Origin of the sequence: Asticcacaulis sp. MM231 (assembly GCF_964186625.1) — a bacterium.
GTDB lineage: Bacteria > Pseudomonadota > Alphaproteobacteria > Caulobacterales > Caulobacteraceae > Asticcacaulis.
In genome coordinates this window covers 26,640-47,155 of sequence record NZ_OZ075108.1, presented here as the reverse complement: position 1 = coordinate 47,155, position 20,516 = coordinate 26,640, and the positions used below count along the sequence as shown (strand labels likewise).

General features: G+C 61.2%; 16 protein-coding genes and 1 pseudogene. 4 read left to right on the top strand and 13 right to left on the bottom strand.

From position 1 onward, the window contains the following. Positions 1–111 precede the first annotated feature (111 nt). Both ABQ278_RS00215 and ABQ278_RS00210 read left to right on the top strand, forming a co-directional pair. Positions 112–2,637, top strand: coding sequence for a family 20 glycosylhydrolase (locus ABQ278_RS00215; protein WP_349320670.1), 2,526 nt, complete (start codon positions 112–114; stop codon positions 2,635–2,637). Positions 2,638–2,771: 134 nt separating this feature from the next. Then, complete coding sequence (locus ABQ278_RS00210) at positions 2,772–3,281, top strand: pyridoxamine 5'-phosphate oxidase family protein (protein ID WP_349320669.1); 510 nt, start codon at positions 2,772–2,774, stop codon at positions 3,279–3,281. Between the two features lie 726 nt (positions 3,282–4,007). On the opposite strand, the pseudogene lpdA reads toward ABQ278_RS00210, so the two are convergent. The 3 genes and pseudogenes from lpdA to ABQ278_RS00195 form a co-directional block, all read right to left on the bottom strand. Then, a pseudogene (lpdA, locus tag ABQ278_RS00205) lies at positions 4,008–5,418 on the bottom strand (dihydrolipoyl dehydrogenase). Positions 5,419–5,534: 116 nt separating this feature from the next. Next, positions 5,535–6,077 carry a hypothetical protein gene (locus ABQ278_RS00200; protein WP_349320668.1) on the bottom strand — a complete coding sequence of 181 codons (543 nt, stop codon included), beginning with the start codon at positions 6,075–6,077 and terminating at the stop codon, positions 5,535–5,537. Between the two features lie 61 nt (positions 6,078–6,138). Next, positions 6,139–7,026, bottom strand: a complete 888-nt coding sequence (locus ABQ278_RS00195; RefSeq protein WP_349320667.1) for a helix-turn-helix transcriptional regulator — start codon at positions 7,024–7,026, stop codon at positions 6,139–6,141. Between the two features lie 61 nt (positions 7,027–7,087). Between ABQ278_RS00195 and ABQ278_RS00190 the strand changes: the two genes are divergently transcribed. Continuing rightward, a complete protein-coding gene (locus ABQ278_RS00190) occupies positions 7,088–7,624 on the top strand; it encodes a YbhB/YbcL family Raf kinase inhibitor-like protein (RefSeq protein WP_349320666.1) in 537 nt (178 codons plus the stop codon). Here the strand turns inward: ABQ278_RS00190 and ABQ278_RS00185 are convergent. The 7 genes from ABQ278_RS00185 to ABQ278_RS00155 form a co-directional block, all read right to left on the bottom strand. Beyond that, positions 7,621–8,484 (bottom strand): hypothetical protein, encoded by an 864-nt coding sequence (locus tag ABQ278_RS00185; RefSeq protein ID WP_349320665.1) that lies wholly within the window; start codon positions 8,482–8,484, stop codon positions 7,621–7,623. The two genes, ABQ278_RS00190 and ABQ278_RS00185, sit on opposite strands and share 4 nt — an antisense overlap. A gap of 100 nt (positions 8,485–8,584) precedes the next feature. Further along, positions 8,585–9,781 carry a patatin-like phospholipase family protein gene (locus ABQ278_RS00180; protein WP_349320664.1) on the bottom strand — a complete coding sequence of 399 codons (1,197 nt, stop codon included), beginning with the start codon at positions 9,779–9,781 and terminating at the stop codon, positions 8,585–8,587. An 88-nt stretch (positions 9,782–9,869) separates the two neighbouring features. Next, a complete protein-coding gene (gene odhB / locus ABQ278_RS00175; RefSeq protein WP_349320663.1) occupies positions 9,870–11,390 on the bottom strand; it encodes a 2-oxoglutarate dehydrogenase complex dihydrolipoyllysine-residue succinyltransferase in 1,521 nt (506 codons plus the stop codon). Between the two features lie 77 nt (positions 11,391–11,467). Then, complete coding sequence (locus tag ABQ278_RS00170; protein WP_349320662.1) at positions 11,468–14,434, bottom strand: 2-oxoglutarate dehydrogenase E1 component; 2,967 nt, start codon at positions 14,432–14,434, stop codon at positions 11,468–11,470. Positions 14,435–14,652: 218 nt separating this feature from the next. After that, positions 14,653–15,540 (bottom strand): succinate--CoA ligase subunit alpha, encoded by an 888-nt coding sequence (gene sucD / locus ABQ278_RS00165; RefSeq protein ID WP_018080573.1) that lies wholly within the window; start codon positions 15,538–15,540, stop codon positions 14,653–14,655. A gap of 6 nt (positions 15,541–15,546) precedes the next feature. Next, positions 15,547–16,752, bottom strand: coding sequence for an ADP-forming succinate--CoA ligase subunit beta (gene sucC, locus ABQ278_RS00160; protein ID WP_349320661.1), 1,206 nt, complete (start codon positions 16,750–16,752; stop codon positions 15,547–15,549). A gap of 472 nt (positions 16,753–17,224) precedes the next feature. Continuing rightward, the gene (locus ABQ278_RS00155; RefSeq protein ID WP_349320660.1) at positions 17,225–17,665 is read right to left on the bottom strand and encodes a DUF2306 domain-containing protein; all 441 of its coding nucleotides are present in this window, start codon (positions 17,663–17,665) and stop codon (positions 17,225–17,227) included. A gap of 65 nt (positions 17,666–17,730) precedes the next feature. Between ABQ278_RS00155 and ABQ278_RS00150 the strand changes: the two genes are divergently transcribed. Further along, positions 17,731–18,552 (top strand): LytTR family DNA-binding domain-containing protein, encoded by an 822-nt coding sequence (locus tag ABQ278_RS00150; protein WP_349320659.1) that lies wholly within the window; start codon positions 17,731–17,733, stop codon positions 18,550–18,552. On the opposite strand, the gene ABQ278_RS00145 is transcribed toward ABQ278_RS00150, so the two are convergent. Genes ABQ278_RS00145 through ABQ278_RS00135 form a run of 3 tightly spaced genes read right to left on the bottom strand, consistent with a single transcriptional unit; the run spans position 18,549 to position 20,493 of the window. Then, positions 18,549–19,382: an SRPBCC domain-containing protein gene (locus ABQ278_RS00145; RefSeq protein ID WP_349320658.1), complete on the bottom strand. Its 834-nt coding sequence runs from the start codon at positions 19,380–19,382 to the stop codon at positions 18,549–18,551. The two genes, ABQ278_RS00150 and ABQ278_RS00145, sit on opposite strands and share 4 nt — an antisense overlap. Then, positions 19,379–19,795: a VOC family protein gene (locus ABQ278_RS00140; protein ID WP_349320657.1), complete on the bottom strand. Its 417-nt coding sequence runs from the start codon at positions 19,793–19,795 to the stop codon at positions 19,379–19,381. The genes ABQ278_RS00145 and ABQ278_RS00140 overlap by 4 nt, the downstream gene beginning before the upstream one ends. An 11-nt stretch (positions 19,796–19,806) precedes the next feature. Further along, the gene (locus ABQ278_RS00135; RefSeq protein WP_349320656.1) at positions 19,807–20,493 is read right to left on the bottom strand and encodes a YceI family protein; all 687 of its coding nucleotides are present in this window, start codon (positions 20,491–20,493) and stop codon (positions 19,807–19,809) included. Between the last annotated feature and the right edge of the window lie 23 nt (positions 20,494–20,516).

The following is a 20,516-nucleotide window of genomic DNA, read 5'->3' as shown; positions in this document are numbered from 1 at the left end:
CGGCGATTGACAAGCGGGTGGTCCTGCGCCACCTTGGCTCTCTACGCAGGCTTTAAAGCCTGCCGCCCCGCATCCCGAAGCCACGGACGGGATAAGAAAGACGAGGAAGCCATGTCTCACCTGTTTCGTAACGGTCTTCTGGGTGCTGCCGCCTTGCTGGCGACCACCGCACTGGTGCCGGCGTTTCCCGCTTACGCGACGACGCAAGGACAGCTCGACAGCTTCGCCAACGCCTTTGGTTTCAAGCTGACGGTCGTGCCCGATGCGGCGGGCACAAGCTTCGACACCCGCCTTGACCTGACCCTGCCGAAGACCTTGCCCGATAGCGGCTGGGCGCTCTATTTCGGCTCGGTTGCCGCCATCGATGTCAGAAAGGTGGTCAGCGGCCCGTTCGATCTCACCCACGTCAACGGCGACAATTACCGCCTGACGCCCAAGGCCGGTGCGGCACTGAAAGGCGGGGCCACCTACGCAGTGGTGATGGCGGGGGCTTCGCGTTCCGAATATCTGGCCATGCCCAATGCCTATATCGCCGTCGAGGGGCTGAAGCCGCGCATCATCGCCGCCACGCGCCCCGTTTTTGATCCGGCGAGCAAGCTGGAAGCCCTGCCCTTCGTCACGCCCTTCACCGATGAGAAAACGGCCAAGTCCGGACCGGCCGACGCCACCGAATGGCTGACGCCGGAACGCGCCTTCGTGCTCAATGCCTCGCGCACGGTGACGCAAGCCAGGCCCGATATTATCATCCTGCCGACGCCGGTTTCGGCGAAGCATCTGGAAGGTAAGGCGCTCAATCTGGCGGCCGGCATAAGGCTCAGCCTGACCGGCCTGACGCCAGCCGATATCACAGCGGCGCTTGCGGCCTCGCACCTGCGTCAGGCGGCCGGTGGTGTGCCGGTCAGGATCACGGTCGATGGCAAAGGCGTTGCCGAATCCTATCATCTGCTCGCGCAGGACGGCAAGATCGTCATCACCGCCGCCGATGCCGCCGGTGCGGCCTATGCGCTGGAAAGCCTGTCGCAACAGGCGGCTTTTGAGCATAATCGCCTCAAGCCGATCGAGATCACCGATGCGCCGCGCTTTGGTTTCCGCGGCCTGCATATCGATGTGGCGCGTAATTTCCACTCCAAGGCCTTCATTCTCAGCACCCTCGACCGCATGGCCGAGTACAAGCTCAACCGTCTGCACCTGCATCTGGGTGATGACGAGGGCTGGCGTCTGGCCATCAAGGGTCTGCCGGAACTGACCGATATCGGCGGTCATCGCTGTCACGATCTGAAAGAAGACACCTGTCTTATGCCGCAACTGGGCGCGGGGCCGCAGGGCAATCCGACAGTCGATGGCTATCTGACGCGCGCCGACTATATCGAGATCGTCAGGGCGGCGACGGCGCGCCATATCGAGGTCATCCCGTCGTTCGACATGCCGGGTCATTCCCGCGCCGCCGTGCGTTCGATGGAGGCGCGCTATCGCCGCCTGATGGCCGAAGGCAAGCCTGAGGCCGCCAATGAATTCCGCCTGCAGGACCCGGACGACACCACGGTCTACGATTCTATCCAGCACTATAACGACAACACGCTGAACGTCTGCATCCCCTCGACCTACCACTTCATCGAGACGGTGATCGACGATATCCGCGCCATGCACGACGAGGCCGGCACGCCGCTGAAAATCTACCATATCGGCGCCGATGAAACCGCGGGCGCCTGGACCAACTCACCCGCCTGTCAGGCGCTGGTGAAGGCCAAGGGGCTCGATCCGGCGCACATGACGCCCTATTTCATCACCGAGGTGTCGCAGATCCTCGGCAGGAAGGGCCTTGAACCGGCCGGCTGGAGCGATGGCATGGGCCACGTCAAGCCGGAAGAGATGCCCAAAGTGGTGCAATCCAATAGCTGGGGCGGTCTGTTCGCCGGCGGTGTGGCCGAGGCCTATCGCCACGCCAATCGCGGCTGGGATGTGGTGATGTCAACGCCGGAAGTGCTCTATCTCGACATGCCCTATGCGCCAGACCCGAAGGAACGCGGTATGGACTGGGCGTCACGCGGCACCGATGTCTTCAAGGTCTTCGCCTTCATGCCGGAAAACCTGCCGGCCAACGCCACCGTGATGACCGATATTCAGAACCATGGCCGCACCATTGCCGACAGCGAACCCCTGGCCGCCGGCCGCCGCATCACCGGTATGCAGGCGCAACTGTGGAGCGAAGGCGTCCGCACCGACGGCATTGCCGAATATCTGTTCTATCCGCGCGTGCTGGCCCTGGCCGAACGTGCCTGGCACACCGGCGCCTGGGAGCCGGCCTATGTCTCCGGCAAGAGCTATACCTATGGCGACGGCCAGGTGAACGCTGCGCAACTGCGGGCCGACTGGCAGGGCTTTAATGATCGCCTGACGCCGCGTCTGGCCGAGCTCGATCGCGATGGCGTGCAGTATCGCCTGCCGGCACCGGGCGCGCGTATCACCGGCGGCATCTTCGAGGCCAATCTGGCCTATGCCGACCTGGCCATCCAGTATCGCCCCAAGGGCGGCAAGTGGACGACCTATACGGGCGCGGTCGAGGTCAGGGGGCCGGTCGACACCCGTTCGGTGGCGCCGGATGGCTGGCGCTACAGCCGTATCGTGACCGTCAGGTAAAACGTCTTCACCAAAGCGTTACGGCTAAAGCGCCGCCTGAGCTTTATCAATAGTCGTAGCTCCGCAGCGGCCGCAAGCCATCGCATCCTTACACTGCACGGTTCATGCTTGCCCCTCAATTAGAGGAGAGACTCATGGACACGTTGTATGGCGCGCAGGCGCGCGACAAGATCTGGTCATTGATCAAGGATATCAAGGTGGCGCTGATGGCGACCTTTGATGAAGAAGGGCGCATCTTCCATGCCCGCCCGATGATGGCGCAGAACATGAAGGCGGATTTTGACGGCACGCTGTGGTTTTTCACCGGCGCTGATACGCGCAAGGCCCGTGAGATCGCTCATACGTCACGCGCGCTTCTGACCTATGCCGAGCCGGGCCACCAGGCCTATGTGTCGATTTCCGGCCATGCCCGGATCGTGCGCGATCAGGCGAAGATTGATGAATACTGGAATGATTTTAACAAGGCGTGGTTTCCCGAAGGCAAGGACGATCCCAACCTGGTGCTGATCCGCTTTGACGCCGAGGATGCCGAATTCTGGGATGCGCCCGGGCCGGTGGTGACGGGGCTGGCCTATATCAAGGCCTTTGTCGCCGGCGAAAGGCCGCACGTCGGTCAGGTCGGTAAGGTCAATCTCTCACACTGATTGACTTTAGCGGGCGAGGTTGCTGATTAGCTTAGTGGGCGCGTCTATCTGGTCCGAGTTATAGTCAGATTAATTTTCGGACTTTGGCATCAACGCCTGAAGACGATGATACTCGGATTCGCCGCCGCATGCGTCTATATTGGCGCGAGGATCGGGCGATATCATAAGCGCGTCTACGCAGGCTACAGCGACCAGGATCAAATCGGTGTTCATAGCTGAAGGATAACTCGGCGCAATGTAACTTTGTGTTGTCCTTCCACCCGTGCTCTGAGTTGGGATAGCTATTCCGTTAGAATAGCTTTTTTTCTCTAAGTTGAGTGCGGGCTGCTCAGCTCCCCCGGCTGTCGTCGAATTGGATGACGACCCGGGACGTTCAAAAGAATTACTGGCCTTTTTGATTTCATTTTTCGGCGTTTTTACTCTCGGTCGGGCCCATCCGACCGACCTTTAGCGCCAGTCCATAAACGAGCCTGTCACGCCCATTGCCTTTACGCGCCTGCGTTTGTAAATCTGCGACAGGATCGACAAGCGCCCTTTCAACCAATTCCACGACCTCAGACATACCAGTCGGTAGGCCCGCAACCGGATCCGCCTCATCGGCAGACTGCGCCATCGCTGGGCCGGAATACAAACACAGAAAAAGACTGCAAAACAAAAAAAACTTTGATCATAATCCGCAGATAAGCACATTCAGGGCCATGGTATGGCCCTGAATTTTAGCCAAACTTACATTTGCATCGTCCAGTTTTCGACACCCATGGCCGCCTGCCTGACCGCTTCCGAACGGGTCGGGTGCGGGTGGCAGGTGCGGGCCAGATCTTCGGATGCGCCGCCAAAGGCCATCAGCACGCAGACCTCGCCGACCATTTCACCGACCTGCGGGCCGATCATATGGACGCCCAGAACCTTGTCGGTCTTGGCGTCGGCGATGAACTTCACAAAGCCATCGGTCTCGTGGTTGATCTTGGCGCGGCTGTTGGCCATGAAGGGGAACTTGCCGGTCTTGTAAGCGACGCCCGAGGCCTTGACCTGCTCTTCGGTCTGTCCGACCCACGCCACTTCGGGGAAGGTGTAGACGACCGACGGCACCAGATTGTAATCGACGTGACCGGCCTTGCCGGCGATCAGTTCGATACAGGCGACGGCGTCTTCTTCGGCCTTGTGCGCCAGCATGGGCCCAAGGATCACGTCGCCGATCGCCCAGACGCCAGGCGCCTGGGTCTTGAAATGGCTGGTCGGGATGAAGCCGCGCGGATCGGTGGCGATGCCGACCGAACTCCAGGCCGAGGCCCTTGGTGTAGGGGCGGCGACCGATGGCGACCAGCACCACATCGGCGGTCAGTTTTTCCTGCGCACCGCCGGCGGCGGGTTCCAGCGTCAGTTCAACGCCTTTCGCGCCGGTCTTGGCGGCCGTCACCTTGGTGCCGAGCTTGAAGGCGAAGCCTTGCTTGGTCAGGACCTTCTGGAAGGCGGTGGCGGTTTCGGTGTCCATGCCCGGCGTGATGCGGTCAAGGAATTCGACCACGGTCACCTGCGCACCCAGACGACGCCAGACGGAGCCGAGTTCGAGGCCGATGATGCCGGCGCCGACGACGACCATCGACTTCGGCACGGCGGACAGCGACAGGGCGCCGGTGGAATCGACGATCTGCTTCTGGTCGACATCAACGCCTGGCAGCGGGGTCGGTTCGGAGCCGGTGGCAATGACAATGTTCTTGGCGGAGAGCGTCTGCACGGCGCCGTCATTGCCGGTCACGGTGACTTTTCCGGCGCTGGCGATAGTGCCGCGGCCGACGAAATAGGTCACTTTGTTCTTCTTCATCAGGAACTCGACCCCCTTGGTCAGGGCGGTGACGCTGTCCTGCTTGGCCTTCATCATCTGTACGAGGTTGAGCTTGGGCGCGGGAACTTCAATGCCGATATTGGCGAACTCATGACCAGCGGTCTCGAACAGTTCCGAAGCGTGGAGTAGCGCCTTCGACGGCATACAGCCGACATTGAGGCAGGTGCCGCCGAGCACGCCGCGCAATTCGACGATAGCGGTTTTCAGGCCAAGCTGGCCGGCGCGCACGGCGGCATTATAGCCACCGGGTCCGCCACCGATGATGACCACGTCGAAAATGCTGTCCTCAGCCATGCGAAAGCCCTCTCCAATAAGGTAAATCTGCTGCCTGTTAGCTAGGAGCCCAGCCCCCTCGGGTCAAGTCAATTACGCAGACTTTTCGGACTTTTTTGCCAGACGGCTTTCACGCCTCAGGCGGAAAGCGCGCCGGACAGTTTCTTGACCGGCCGGAAGCGCGACATATAGACGAAGAAGCCAAGGACCATGGCGACGAGGGTCAGCACATAGCGCGGGTCCCAGCCCGAAAGGACCGTATAGAGCTTATCGACCAGCCCCAGGCTCTTGTCGCCATTGGTCAGGTAGGTCAGGATCAGGTCGGCGATGAAGCCCAGGCCGTAGATGAGGGCGGCGCGGATATTGCCGTTCGCGTGCAGGAAGGCGGCCAGCAGATAGAGGGTGATCACCGCGCCCCACAGCCACACCACGGGCTTGTTGTCGGTGACGATGGCCTCGACCGCCGTATCGCCCTGGATCGAGGTGGTCACGGGTTCGGCGACATCGGGATTCATCGGGGTGTTGAAGCCGCCGGAATAATCGCTCTGGTCCATGGCGCGCGAACTGATGGCGGGGCCGTAATCCGGCGCCGGCACCAGGAAGGCTTTGACGACGGGAAAGGCGATCCAGCCGACATAGGCAAGAACCACCGCCACGATGAGCCAACGCAGAAACTTCATGCCGATACCCCCTCCATCCAATTATGGTTAACCGGAGCTTAACGCAAAGTTTTGCGGTTGGCTACCGGCTGTGACCGCGTACTTCGCTGGGGGCGAAACCGAAACGCTTGCGAAAGCGCACGGCGAAGCGCGAGGCCAATTCGTAGCCGACATCGAGCGCGATGCGGTTGATCGGCTGATCGCTGCATTGCAACAGGGTCAGGGCCAGCGACATACGCGTATCGATCAGGATATCAGAGAAGGTCTTGCCGTCCGCCGCCAGCCGTCGTCTTAGAGTGGCCTGCCCCACCGCCAGCCGGTCGGCGACCTCTGCCAGGGTCCAGCCATGGTCAGGCTGACCGGAGAGCAGGTGACCGAGGCGGGTTATCAGCGACGGCGTGGTGCGGGCTTCGAAGGCGATGCCTTGTTCATACAGCCACCACAGCACCTCTTCCATGCGGTGCAGGGCGATGGCGGCCGGAATATCTGCGCACATCAGGGCCTGTCGGGCGCGGAGCAGGGCGGCATAAAAGTCAGGCTCGATATGCCGGAGGTGCTGCGGGCAGGTTGGTTTTATAGGCGGCGTTCGCGTGGCGAAAGCGGTGATGTGGCCATGGTCCCAGGCCAGCCAGAAGGCTTCGTACAGGCCGTCCGCGGCTGGCCGGTTGATGATGTCATAGGTGCCGTGATCGAGCAGGATGGCCTGACCTGCCGCCACGGTGGTTGTTATCGCCTGATGTTGGCCATGATACTGAAGCGTTTTTTCGCCATTGATCACCACAATGAGGGAGGGTTGTGACACGGACAGGTGGGCGAAGCGTAGACGCGAGCGCTGGTGCACCGAGGCGGTAGCGCCGATGTCCGGCCGCATGTCGATGCACCGTTCATAGTCCGCCGAGCGGATACTGGTCAGCAGGCTTGTGTCCATCAGGTCGCCGTTTGCGCAAATCAGCACGAAATATGCGCTCATAAGCGTCACAAAGCGCTGAGATATGTGCCAAAATCATCACCTTACCACAAGGAGATTGATAATGCGCTCATTCCTATTCGCATTCATGGCCGGCATGGCCCTGGCCGCAGGTGCTCAGGCGGAGGATTTTAGCCTGTCGAGCCCCGATATTCAGGGCGGCAAGGCGCCGGAAAGCATGGTGTTGGCGAGGGCCTATGGCTTTGGCTGCGACGGTGCCAATATCGCCCCCGCCCTGATCTGGAGTCATGCACCGGTGGGCACCAAAAGCTTCGTGCTGACGCTCTATGACAAGGACGCGCCGACGGGCATAGGCTTCATGCACTGGGTGGTAGTCAATATCCCGGTCGATCAGACGGCGATCGCAGCTTCCGGCGTCTTGCCGACGAAGGCTTTGCAGACGCGCAGCGATATCGGTGTGCCCGGGTTCCTCGGTGTCTGTCCGCCGGCGGGGGAGACGCATACCTACGTCTTCACCCTGTCGGCCTTGAAGATCGACGCCCTGCCGGTCGATGCCAATGCCACGCCGGCCCTGGTCGGTTTCATGACGCATGCCAACCTGCTCGGTCAAGCGACCCTGACCTTCACCTATGGGCGCTAGTTCTCTATTTTGATCTCGCCCAGCGCCGCCACCGCGGCGTTGGGGTTGTCCTTCATCGTGCCGAGAAGGCCGAGATTGTGGCTGGAAAAATCGACCACGGTGTTGAAATAATCACGATCGCCGCACGCCATCTGGCCCTCGGCATAGGCAAAGCGGTAAGCCTTGACGGCAGCGGTCTGGACGGTAGCGAATTGCTCCGGCGTCAGCTTTGTCTCGGCGATATCGACGGTCTGGGCCTTGCGCATACGGGCGAAGGCGAAAGCGGACTGTGCGCAGGTGGCGGCGGCATTGACGACATTGGGCTTGAGGATCAGGTCGGTGTTCAGGTTGAACTCCTTGTCCTGATCAGAATTGTCAGGCACGAAGGCCAGGCCGCCCACGCCATTTGGGGACATCGGGTCCACCTGCTGGCTAAGCTGAGCCTGACGCGGCTTGGGGCGGCCGACATGCTTGGCGAGATAGATCCAGAATTCGGACTGATCGAGCATGGCGTCTTCATCGAAGGTGATATCGAACTTGTCGCTCTTGTTGAGATAGAGATCGAGCATGGTGCGGAAACCGCGCTTCAGCTTTTCGCGGTCGTCCTTGCTCATGTTTTTCGACACCGATGGACGGCCCAGATCGAGCGCCAGGCCATATTCTAGCATGATATCAGGATGCTGGACATCGGCCTTGCTCAACAGGTCCATCATCGGGGTGGTCATGGCGGCGCTGACATAGGCCTGACCTTTCAACGCGTCGGCGGCGGTGAAGGTTTCCTTATTGCTGAGTTCGCGTTTTTTGCCGGCGGCTTGCGCGGTCGTGCCGATAACAAGCGGCAGGCACAAGGCGGCCAAACCCAATAGCTGAAACGTCTTCATCCCTGGTCCCTTTTTAATTATTTCAAAGAGACTAATTCACGCACCGCTATTACACCAGCGCTTTAGGTGCTGGGTCTGTGCGAGAGCAACGGAGTGTGGCTTATTTATCCGTCCAGTTTTGCGCAGACAGGCCGACGGCGTAGCCCTTGTCGAAGACCTTGTTCATGCTCTGCGTATCAAAGGCCAGCATCCCGCCCTCGACGAAATCATCGGGTATGGCGGTGACAGACATGCTGAGATCGTTGCGTTCGGCAAAGCCGCGCAAGGCCACTAGGGTGACGCGCGCCTGCGCCTTGGTGATGGTTTCCAGACTGCGCGCGGCGATGGTGACGGCGTTGTTTTTCGTCACGGCATAGGCCGGATTGATCTTGCCGTTGACCAGAACATAGACGTGGCCACCACGCCGCAGGTCGGTGGGCACGGTCCAGTCGAGCATCGATTCCGGCAGGATAAAGAACGGCAGGGTCACGCTGCCATCGACATGCATTTCCTGCAGGGGATGGCCTTTGGGGCCTTGCGCTTCAGGGTTTTGGTCACCCACCGTGTCGGTCTCGATCATCACTGGCGCGAAGGCACCCGGCACGCTGGCCGAGGCGACCAGCACCTTGCAGATCAGATCACGCGCCGCCGCCCGCTTGTACGGGTGCGTCTTTGCCTCCAGAGCGATGGCGCCGATATCCCAGACCACGCCTTCCTGGCTATCGAGATTGGTGGTGGCGACGAACAGGCGGCGCCCTTTGAGTTGTTCACGCGCGATGGCCTCGATCAGGTCGTCATCGATATAGCGCGCCACCAGATTGCGCAGTTCGCCCGCCTGAAAAATGCCCGGCGTGAAGGCGGCATAGAGCCCGCGCTTGCGTGTCAGACTTGCCGCGACACCGCTGGTATAGGCTTCGCGCAGCTTGTCGTCATAGTCCGTGCCCAAGAAGGCGAAGGGGGCGATCAGGGCGCCGGTTGAGACGCCGGTGACCATGTCGAACTGCGGGCGGTCGCCACGCTTGGTCCAGCCGATCAGCACGCCGGCGCCATAGGCTCCGTCGGCCCCGCCGCCGGAGAGCGCCAAAATCTGGTAAGGGCCGGTGGTGGTGGCCTTCGCGGCGGTGGCGCGCAGGTCTGTCTCCAGCCGCGCCGACAGGGTGGGATCGTCGGCATTGAAGCGGGCATTGAGGAACTGGGGCACGATCGCCGCCGCCGCTTCATTGGGCACGCTGGCATCACGCGGCACCGTCAGGCAGCCGCCGAGCGACAGCAGGGCGCAAGCTGCGAGCATAAGGCGGAAAGTACGGAGCGACGGCATGAAGACCTCTTTCAATGACCTTAGCACAGGCTTGGTAAATGAAAAGCCGCCCCGTGAGGAGCGGCTTTTTTAGTGTGCGGGCTTAGTCCTAGACGTCGAGTATAAAGCGTTGCGGATCTTCGAGGCCTTCCTTGATGCGAACCAGGAAGGTCACGGCTTCCTTGCCATCGACGATACGGTGATCGTAAGAGAGGGCGAGGTACATCATCGGGCGGGCGACGATCTGGCCATTGACCACCATCGGGCGCTGCACGATGTTGTGCATGCCGAGGATGCCGACCTGCGGCATGTTGAGGATCGGCGTCGACATCAGCGAGCCGTAGATGCCGCCGTTGGTGATGGTGAAGGTGCCGCCTTGCAACTGGTCGATGCTGAGCGTGCCGTCACGGGCCTGTTTGCCCAGCGCGGCGATGCCCTTTTCGATGCCGGCGAGCGACAGGGTGTCGACATCTCGCAGAACCGGAACGACCAGACCCTTTTCGGTGCCAACAGCGACGCCGAGGTCATAGTGGTTCTTGTAGATGATGTCGGTGCCGTCGATCTCGGCGTTGACGGCCGGGATGTCCTTCAGCGCGGCGACAACGGCCTTGGCGAAGAACGACATGAAGCCCAGCTTTACGCCGTGGCGCTTTTCAAAGGCGTCCTTGTAGGTGGCGCGCAGGGCCATGACCGTGGTCATGTCGACTTCGTTGAAGGTCGTGAGCTGGGCGGCGGTGGATTGCGATTCCTTGAGGCGGCGGGCGATGGTCTGGCGCAGGCGCGTCATCTTCACGCGCTCTTCACGAGGACCGATGGCGCGCGGGGCGGCAGGTGCGGCGGCAACCGGCACGGTGGCGACCGGAGCCGGCGCGGACAGGGCGGCGAGGGCGTCGCCCTTGGTGATGCGGCCGTCCTTGCCGGTGCCATCGACCTTGTTCGGGTCAAGGCCGGTTTCGGTGACGATGCGCTGAACTGAAGGCGACAGCGGTTTGTCGGTGGCCGGAGCGGTAGCGACGGGCGCGGCAGCGACGGGCCCAGCCGCTGTGGCGGGTGCTGGCGCCGAGGCGGCAACCGAGCCATCGGTCGAGATGCGGGCGATGACCTGGCCCGGTGTTACCGTGGCGCCATCGGCGGCCAGGATATCGGCCAGTGTGCCATCGGCTGGCGAAGCGACCTCAACGGCGACCTTGTCGGTTTCGATTTCGACGAGGATCTCGTCCTTCTTGACCGCGTCGCCCTTCTTCTTGCGCCAGGTCGAAATTGTGCCTTCAGCGACCGATTCACCCATGACCGGGGTCTTGACGTCGAGCAGGCTGCCAGAAGCGGAAGGAGCGGCCGCCGGAGCCGCAGCAGGTGCCGCCGCAGCAGGGCTTGCGGCCGGTGCGGCCACAGAAGAACCGGCGCCACCGACGGTGCCGAGCACGACGCCCGGCGTTACGGTTTCGCCTTCAACGACGAGGATGGTGAGAACGCCATCGGACGGCGAGGCCACTTCGAGCGAAACCTTGTCGGTTTCCAGCTCGACGAGCACTTCGTCCTTCTTGACGGTTTCGCCGGACTTTTTTGTCCACTTGGCGATCGAGGCTTCGGTTACGGATTCTCCCAGAACGGGAACGAGGATGTCAGCCATGGGTAAGGCTCCAATTTTGATTTTTGTGTGCTGTTCAGCGAAGGATTTGAGAAAGACGTTCCGAAGAAGCTTCGCCGCTAGGCGAAGGCTTCATTCAAAAACGTTTCGAGTTCTTTGAGGTGGCGGCTCATCGTGCCGGCGGCGGTCGAGGCCGAGGCCGGACGGCCGACATAACGGGCGCGCTTGGCCTTGATGGAGAGGCGGGCGAGCGTCAGTTCAAGCCACGGCTCGACAAACGTCCAGCCGCCCATGTTCTTCGGTTCTTCCTGGCACCATACCAGCTCGGCGTTCTTGAAGCGGCCCAGTTCGGTCATCAGTGACTTCATCGGCCACGGATAGAACTGCTCAAGGCGCATCAGGTAGACGTCCTTGATCTGCTTCTTTTCGCGGTCTTCGAGCAGGTCGTAATAGACCTTGCCGGAGCACAGCACGACGCGGCGGATCTTGTCGTCCGAAGCGATCTTGATGCCGGAAACCTCGGGACGGCGCTCGGCGTCATCATGCAGCACGCGGTGGAACGACGAACCTTCGGAAATTTCCGACAGCGACGACACGGCCTTCTTGTGACGCAGCAGCGACTTCGGCGTCATCAGGATCAGCGGCTTGCGGAACGGACGGTGGATCTGACGGCGCAGGATGTGGAAGTAGTTCGACGGCGTCGTGCAGTTGGCGACCTGCATATTGTCTTCGGCGCACTGTTGCAGGAAGCGCTCAAGACGTGCCGAGGAGTGCTCGGGGCCCTGACCTTCGTAACCGTGCGGCAGCAGCATGACGAGACCCGACATACGCAGCCACTTGCGCTCACCGCTACTGATGAACTGGTCGATGATGACCTGGGCGCCGTTGACGAAGTCGCCGAACTGGCCTTCCCACAGGGTCAGCGTGTTCGGATCGGCCAGCGAGTAGCCGTATTCGTAACCCAGAACCGCTTCTTCCGACAGGGCCGAGTCGATGCCTTCATAGAGGGCCTGACCGTCGCGGATGTGGTTGAACGGGAAGTAGCGGTTTTCCGTGCGCTGATCGACGAAGGCCGAGTGGCGCTGCGAGAAGGTGCCGCGGATCGAATCCTGACCCGACAGGCGGACCGGAAAGCCCTCATCGAGCAGCGAGGTGAAGGCCAGCGATTCGGCGGTGGCCCAATCGAGGTTCTCACCGGTTTCGATCATCTGGCGGCGGGCGTCGATAACGCGGCGCAGGGTCTTGTGGGCGTCGACCTCGTTCGGGATCACGGTGATCTTGGAGCCGAGTTCGACGAGTTTGGCGCGCGGCACCGAGGTCGAGCCACGGCGTTCGTCTTCTTCCGGCAGGCCGAGGCCTTGCCACTTGCCGTCCAGCCAATCGGCCTTGGTAGCCTTGTAGACCTTGCCGGCTTCGAATTCTGCATCGAGGAAAGCATCGAACTCAGCAATGAAGCCATCGGCTTCGGCTTGCGTCAGCACGCCTTCCTTGATCAGGCGCGCCGAGTACAGTTCGCGCGTCGAAGGATGGTCCTTGATCTTGGCATACATGATCGGTTGCGTGAACGTGGGATCGTCGCCTTCGTTGTGACCGAAGCGGCGATAGCAGAACATATCGACGACCACGTCCTTGGCGAACTTCTGGCGGAATTCGGTCGCCATCTTGGCGGCGAAGACCACGGCTTCCGGATCATCACCGTTGCAGTGCAGGATCGGCGCCTGCGCCATCAGCGCCACGTCCGACGGATAGGGCGACGAGCGCGAGAAGCGCGGCGCGGTGGTGAAACCGATTTGGTTGTTGATCACGAAGTGCATCGTGCCGCCGGTCTTGTAACCCTTGAGGCCCATCAGCGCGAGACATTCCATGCCGACGCCCTGACCCGCGAAGGCGGCGTCACCGTGGATCAGCAGGCCCATGGCCATGCCGCGATCCGGACCGTTTTCGGTGTTCGGTTCCGGGTTGTTTTTCAGATGGAAGGCCTGCTTGGCGCGCGTCTTGCCGAGCACGACCGGATTGACGATCTCAAGGTGCGACGGGTTGGCGGTCAGCGACAGGTGGACCTTATTGCCGTCGAACTCACGGTCCGACGAGGCGCCCATGTGATACTTGACGTCCGACGAGCCTTCGATATCCGAAGGCAGCGAGGTACCGCCCTGGAATTCGTGGAAGATGGCGCGATAGGGCTTGCCCATGACGCCGGCCAGCGTATTCAGGCGGCCACGGTGGGCCATGCCGAAGATGATGTCCTTCACGCCGAGCGCGCCACCGCGCTTGATGATCTGCTCCAGCGCCGGGATCATGGCTTCGCCGCCATCAAGCCCGAAGCGCTTGGTGCCGGGGAAGCGGCGGTGACAGAAGCGCTCGAAGCCTTCGGTTTCGATCAGCTTCTTGAGGATGGCGATCTTGCCTTCCTTGGTGAAGCTGATTTCCTTGTCGCGGCCTTCGATGCGTTCCTGCACCCAGGCCTTTTCGACCGGGTCGGCGATGTGCATGTATTGCACGCCGATATTGCCGCAATAGGTGCGGCGCACGATGGCGATAATTTCCTTGAGGGTGGCCGATTCCAGACCCAGCACGCCATCGATGAAGATCGAACGATCCTGGTCGGCGGCGGTGAAGCCCCAGTATTCCGGCGTCAGTTCAGGGTTCTGGTGAACCGGCTCAAGACCCAGCGGGTCGAGGTTCGATTGCAGGTGACCGCGGATACGGAAGGCGCGGATCAGCATCAGGGCGCGGATCGAGTTACGCGAGGCGGCCTGGAGATCGGCGGGGGAGGCGCCGGGGTTCTTGGTGGCGATGGTTTTTTCGACCTTGGCCTGCACGGCTGGCCACACGCCATCCATGGCGGAGATCAGGTCATCGCGCGGGACATTGACCGGTTGTGCCCAGCCGCCGACATTGGCGTTGGCGCTGACCGTTTCGGGTCTGTCCATGAGGGAATCGAAGAAGGCGCGCCATTCGGGGGAAACCGAAGTGGGATCCTGCGCCCAGCGTTCCTGCATCTGCTCGATGAAGATCGCGTTGGTGCCGTACAGAAACGAAGTTTCCGCGAACACCTGATTAAGCCGACCGCTGTCGTCTGCCATGTGCTTCCTGTTCAGACGGCCAACTACGACACCGCCTGCCTTTCGAAATATGCTTGTTGTCCAACCACCCTTAGGGTTTGAGGACGGATTTGGACCATGGCCAATAACGACACCACACGTCCGGTTCTTTAGTTTTGCCCGGCAAGCCGTGCAGTTTTCACTCTTTACACGAAATTATGCCCCAGGGCCATAAGGCTCTGGGGCATAAATCAGACTATTTAAAGACCCTTTAAGACGCTCAGGAGCGTTTCGCCAAGAGCGGCGGGGGAAGGGGCGACTTTGATGCCCGCTGCCTCCATGGCCGCGATCTTGTCTTCCGCGCCGCCCTTGCCACCGGAGATGATGGCGCCGGCATGGCCCATGCGACGGCCCGGAGGCGCCGTGCGGCCAGCGATGAAGCCGGCCATGGGCTTCTTGCGGCCGCGCTTGGCTTCATCACGGATGAACTGCGCGGCGTCTTCTTCGGCCGAACCGCCGATTTCGCCGATCATGATGATCGACTTCGTTTCTTCATCGGCGAGGAACATTTCCAGGATGTCGATGAACTCGGTGCCCTTGACCGGATCGCCGCCGATACCGACAGCGGTGGTCTGGCCGAGGCCGGCGTTAGTGGTCTGGAACACGGCTTCATAGGTGAGCGTGCCGGAGCGCGACACAACGCCGACCGAACCGGCCGAGAAGATGTTGCCCGGCATGATGCCGATCTTGCACTGGTTGGGGGTCAGGACGCCGGGGCAGTTCGGGCCGATGAGGCGCGACTTCGAACCCGACAGGGCGCGCTTGATCTTGACCATGTCCAGCACCGGAATGCCTTCGGTGATGCAGACGATCAGTTCCATTTCGGCCTCAATGGCCTCCAGGATCGAGTCGGCGGCGAAGGGGGGCGGCACGTAGATAGCGGTGGCGGTGGCGCCGGTGCGCTCACGCGCTTCGGCCACGGTGTCATAGACCGGCAGGTTAAGGTGCGTCTGACCGCCCTTGCCGGGGGTGACGCCGCCAACGACCTGCGTACCGTAGGCGATGGCTTGTTCGGAGTGGAAGGTGCCTTGCGCGCCGGTGAAACCCTGCGTGATAACCTTGGTGTTGCGATCGATTAGAACAGACATTGATACTTAACCCTTCACGGCCTTGACGATCTTGGCGGCCGCATCGGCCAGATCGTTGGCGGCGATTACGTTCAGGCCGCTCTCATTGATGATTTTCTTGCCGAGTTCGACATTGGTGCCCTCTAAGCGCACCACGAGCGGCACCTTCAGGCCGACTTCCTTCACGGCGGCGATGACGCCTTCCGCGATGATGTCGCACTTCATGATGCCACCGAAGATGTTGACCAGGATGCCCTTGACCTTCGGATCGGAGGTGATGATCTTGAACGCCGCCGTCACCTTTTCCGTGGTGGCGCCGCCACCGACGTCGAGGAAGTTGGCGGGCTCGGAACCGTAGAGCTTGATGATGTCGAGCGTGGCCATGGCCAGGCCTGCGCCATTGACCATGCAGCCGATTTCACCGTCGAGGGCGATGTAGCTGAGGTCGTACTTTGAGGCTTCGATTTCCTTCTGGTCTTCTTCCGTTTCGTCGCGCAGGGCGAAGATGTCCGGATGGCGGAACAGCGAGTTCGAATCGAACGACACCTTGGCGTCGAGCACGATCAGCTTGTCGTCACCCGTGATGATCAGCGGGTTGATTTCCAGCATGTCCATGTCCTTGGCGTTGAACGCCGCGTACAGTTGGCCGAGCAGCTTGGCGCCTTGCTTGGCGAGGTCGCCCTTCAGGCCCAGCGCCTTGGCCAGGGTGCGGCCGTGGGTCGGGAAAACGCCGGTGGCCGGATCGATGGTGAAGGTGTGGATCTTTTCAGGCGTGTTGTGCGCCACGTCTTCGATGTCCATGCCGCCTTCGGTCGACGCGACGACCGAGACGCGCGACGAGACGCGATCGACCAGCAGGGACAGGTAGAGTTCCTTGGCTATATCGGCGCCTTCTTCGATATAGAGGCGGTTGACTTGCTTGCCGGCAGGGCCGGTCTGGTGCGTGACGAGCACGCGGCCGAGCATTTCGTCGGCGTTGGACTTGACGTCCTCAGGCGAAAAGACGACGCGGACGCCGCCCTTGGCGTCGGCGCCGAGGCCTTCGAACTTGCCCTTGCCGCGACCGCCAGCGTGGATCTGCGACTTGACGACGAAGACTTTCGTGCCCGTGTCCTTGGCCAGATCCTTGGCGGCCTTCAGGGCCTCATCGGGGGAATATACAGCGAATCCGCGCGGAACGGCGACGCCGAACTCTTTGAGGACGGCCTTAGCTTGATGCTCGTGAATGTTCATGAAACCGGTCTTGTGATGCTTGCCAGAGGCAAAGAGGTGCTAGGTACGGATCATCGCGCCCGTCCTTCGAACGGACGCTTTATAGAGAGGCGCGTGCCTGTGTGCAACCGCTCACAGATATAAATTTCCTGAAATCCGGCTATTTCGCGCTTAACGGTTTTGCTTGCTGCGACAAGAATGTTAGCGCTAACGTCGACCCTATAAAGGCGACAGCGTTGTCAAGGCTGATTGTTGCGTGTGCACAATAACAAGCCTGGGCAAAGGGTTATACACTTTATCCCCTCTCCCCATGACTATGGGGAGAGGACGACAGGCCAGGCGAAGGCGTAAGCCTTGGCCGCAGAATGTCGGGTGAGGGGCTTGTGTCGGCTTATGGATCGCCCCTCACCCGGTCGCTATCGCTTTGCTCAGCTCCCGTCCTCTCCCCTCACGAGGGGAGAGGGGAAGATTGAAGCTAGCCAGAACACTATGTTCAGCCAAACAGCATCTGCCACATCAGGCGGCCCGGCAGGAAGGTAAACAGGCCGGCGATCAGCAAGGCGCCGGTATAGAGGCGGGTGGCGTATTTCCGGTGCGCCTTGATGTCCTTCTTGCGTGCGGCATAGACGATCATCGGCGCGGCGATCAGGGTGGCGCCCGACAGGATATGGATAAAGCTGAAACTGCCGTGATTGATGGTCTTAATGAAGAAGGACGATCCCGCCACCACCATCATGAAGATGATCCAGGTCCAGCCGAGGATGCGGTGCATGCCTGTGCCCTTGGGGCCAAAAATCTGTACCGCGCCGATCACAAATGCAGCTACGGCAGCCAGCAGGTGAATCTGGATCACCGGCGACACTTCGCCGATCAGGGCCAGGTTCGGCAGGTGCGGATGGGCGTAGGCGGAGAGAAATGAGGCTTGGGTCGACATGCTGGGCTTCCTTTGAAGGCGTGATTGCCCCATAAAGGCGCAAACCCTTTTGGATGCCCGGACGCATGCGTGAAACGCCCGACCTTCTTCGTGAAAAGACAGCCCCTGCCACTGGCGCTTCGCGGATGACAGACCTGATCGCCACCCTCGTGGGGCCGCACTGGCTGCGCACCTACGGCATCGCGCTCGGCATGGCCCTGCTGCTGACCTTTACCGCCGCCAACGGCACGGACGGCATCCCGCTTCTTATACGCTTTGCTTACTGGGTGGTGGTGTTGGTGCTGGGGACGCTGGCGGCGCAGGTCACCGGCCGCGCGCTCGATCGCTTCGCCAATTTCAATCTGTGGCAGACCCTCGTGGCGATGATCGCCATCACCACGCCGCTGATCTGCGTCATGGTGTGGCTGGTGACCGCGGGTTTCAGCACAGACCACAGCCTGCATCCGGCGCGCCTGATTTATCTCTTCGGGCCGGTGCTGGTGATCACCCTGGCCATGGCGGCGCTGCACGTCCTGATCAGCGGCACGCCGGCGCAAAGCCACGCCTTCAAGGCCGAAGACAAGACCGAACCGGGGGCCATTTTCCGCGAACGCCTGCCGTTCAAATACCGCCACGCCGAGATCTATGCACTGGAAGCCGAGGACCATTACCTGCGCGTCCATACCTCGGCCGGCGACACCCTGATCCTGATGCGGCTCTATGATGCCATCCGCGAACTTGACGGTATCGAGGGCTCTCAGACCCATCGCTCGTGGTGGGTGGCGCGCGACGCGGTGACCGACACGAACCGTTCGAACGGCCGTGTCGGCTTTACACTCAAGGGCGATGTGACCGCACCGGTCAGCCGCAGCTTTCATAAGGCGCTGCGCCACGACGGCTGGTTTTAGCGCGTATTTTTTGTCTCTGGCGTGTCGTATATGAAAGGCCCGGGTAACTCGACCTGTGGCGGGGTCGGCATCCTTACAAGACCAGGCTCAATCGCCTTCCGTTTCGCATCAATCGCCGTGACGAATTGATCGCGTATATTGAACAAGGCCGCCGTATTCACTTGTGACAAACGTGTGCGTCTCCTGCCCAATTCGATATATTCGCCATCATAGTTAGCGATTTGCCCCTGCGGAGTGGTGAGCATGTTTGCGAGTTCTGAGTTGTTTTCGGCTTTCGCTGCTTCAAGAAACCCTTGAGGATTTGCCTTCGCCAGCACAGCGTCGAGCTTGTTGAAGCTGCCGCTCCAGCCAACCGCGCTGCCAAGCCTGACGTGGGCGTCGCGCATCGTGGCCATGGTGAAGGTCTGGCGCACGGTGACCTTCGTGCCCTCGCCGTCGTCGTCGAACGTGATGCGGGTCTCGATCGGATCGGCATTATAGTCTTCGGCCTTGCCGCCAGCCTCGATAAAGCCGGCCTTGACCGCCTCATGCCAGCCTTCCGAATGGCGGCTGGCATCCATGATCATGACCAGCACCTCATTGGGCACGATCTCGCCGAAATGGCCGCCGATCGGATAGGCCTCGCCTTCCGCGCTGTACATGGTCAGCGACATCTCGCCACCTTCGCGTACATCTGCCTCGACCTTGGCGGTGAAGCCTTCCGGCCCCCACCATTCGGCCAGCATGACCGGATCGGTCCAGGCCATAAAGACCAGCGAGCGCGGCGCATCAAAATGGCGGACAAGGACGATATCGTTCGCCTCGGTGGTCAGGTCGGTTAGGTGGCTCATGCCGGCGCTCCTGCTTCGAGACTGATCATCCACGGTGTGCCGAAACGATCGGTGACCATGCCGAACAGCGGCGTCCAGAAGGTTTCCTGAAGCTCCATCTTGACCTCGCCGCCCTCTTTGAAAGCGGCGAAGATGCGTTTCGCGTGTTCGGGATCGGCGGGGTTGATCGTCACCATGAAGCCGGCGGGCTTGGCGAACATATGCAGGGGCGCATCCGAGCCGGAGATTTCATGATCACCGACCTTAAGCGTGGCGTGCATAACCTTGTCCTGCCATTCCGGCCCGACCATGTCCTTCATGGGGCTGTCGCCGTGGGTTTGCAGGAAGATGATCTCGCCTTGAAGCGTTTCGGCGTAAAATCTGAAAGCCTCGGCGCAGGTGCCGGGGAAGTTGAGATAGGGTGTGATGTTCATGGTCAGAACTCCTAGCTGGCTTTGAGCGCCGGACCGGTCATTTCAGTCTCGATGCGAAAATCGACGGCATCGCTGACGCCCATGGTGGTGCCGGGGGCGGGGATGCCATAGGCGATGCCGAAATCGGCGCGCTTGAGCGAGCCCGTGGCCGAGAAGCCGATGCGGGCGTTCGGATCGTAACCCGCCATGCCGGCGTAACCGCCGTTGAAGGTGACATCGAGCGTGACCGGTTTGGTGACGCCGTGAAGGGTCAGATTACCGGTGACCTTCGCTGTGTGGGCGCCGGTCGTTTCTATTTTATTGGAAATGAAGGTGATCTTCGGGAAGGCCTTGGCGTCAAACCACGCCTTGCCCATCAACTCGTCATGGAAGCCCTTGGGCGGTGCCGGCAGATCGAGCGACAGCGGGTCGATCTCGACCGTCAGGGACGCCTGTTCGGGATGCGCCGGATCCAGTTTCAGGCGCGCGTCGATCGTGTTGAACTGCGCCGTGTAGTGCGAATAGCCGAGGTGATTGACCGTGAAGGTCAGGGCGGTGTGAGTCGGGTCGGTCTTGTAATCGCCCGCCGGTATACCTTCGATGGACGGGACGGCGCTGGCCGAAGCAGAGACCGATTCCGCGGCGGTCGGCGTGGCCTTGGGGGCGGGCGAGCAGGCGCAAAGTGTCAGGGCTGCGCAGGTCATGAGCAGGCGTTTCATCCGGGGTCTCCTTGTTGTTATCG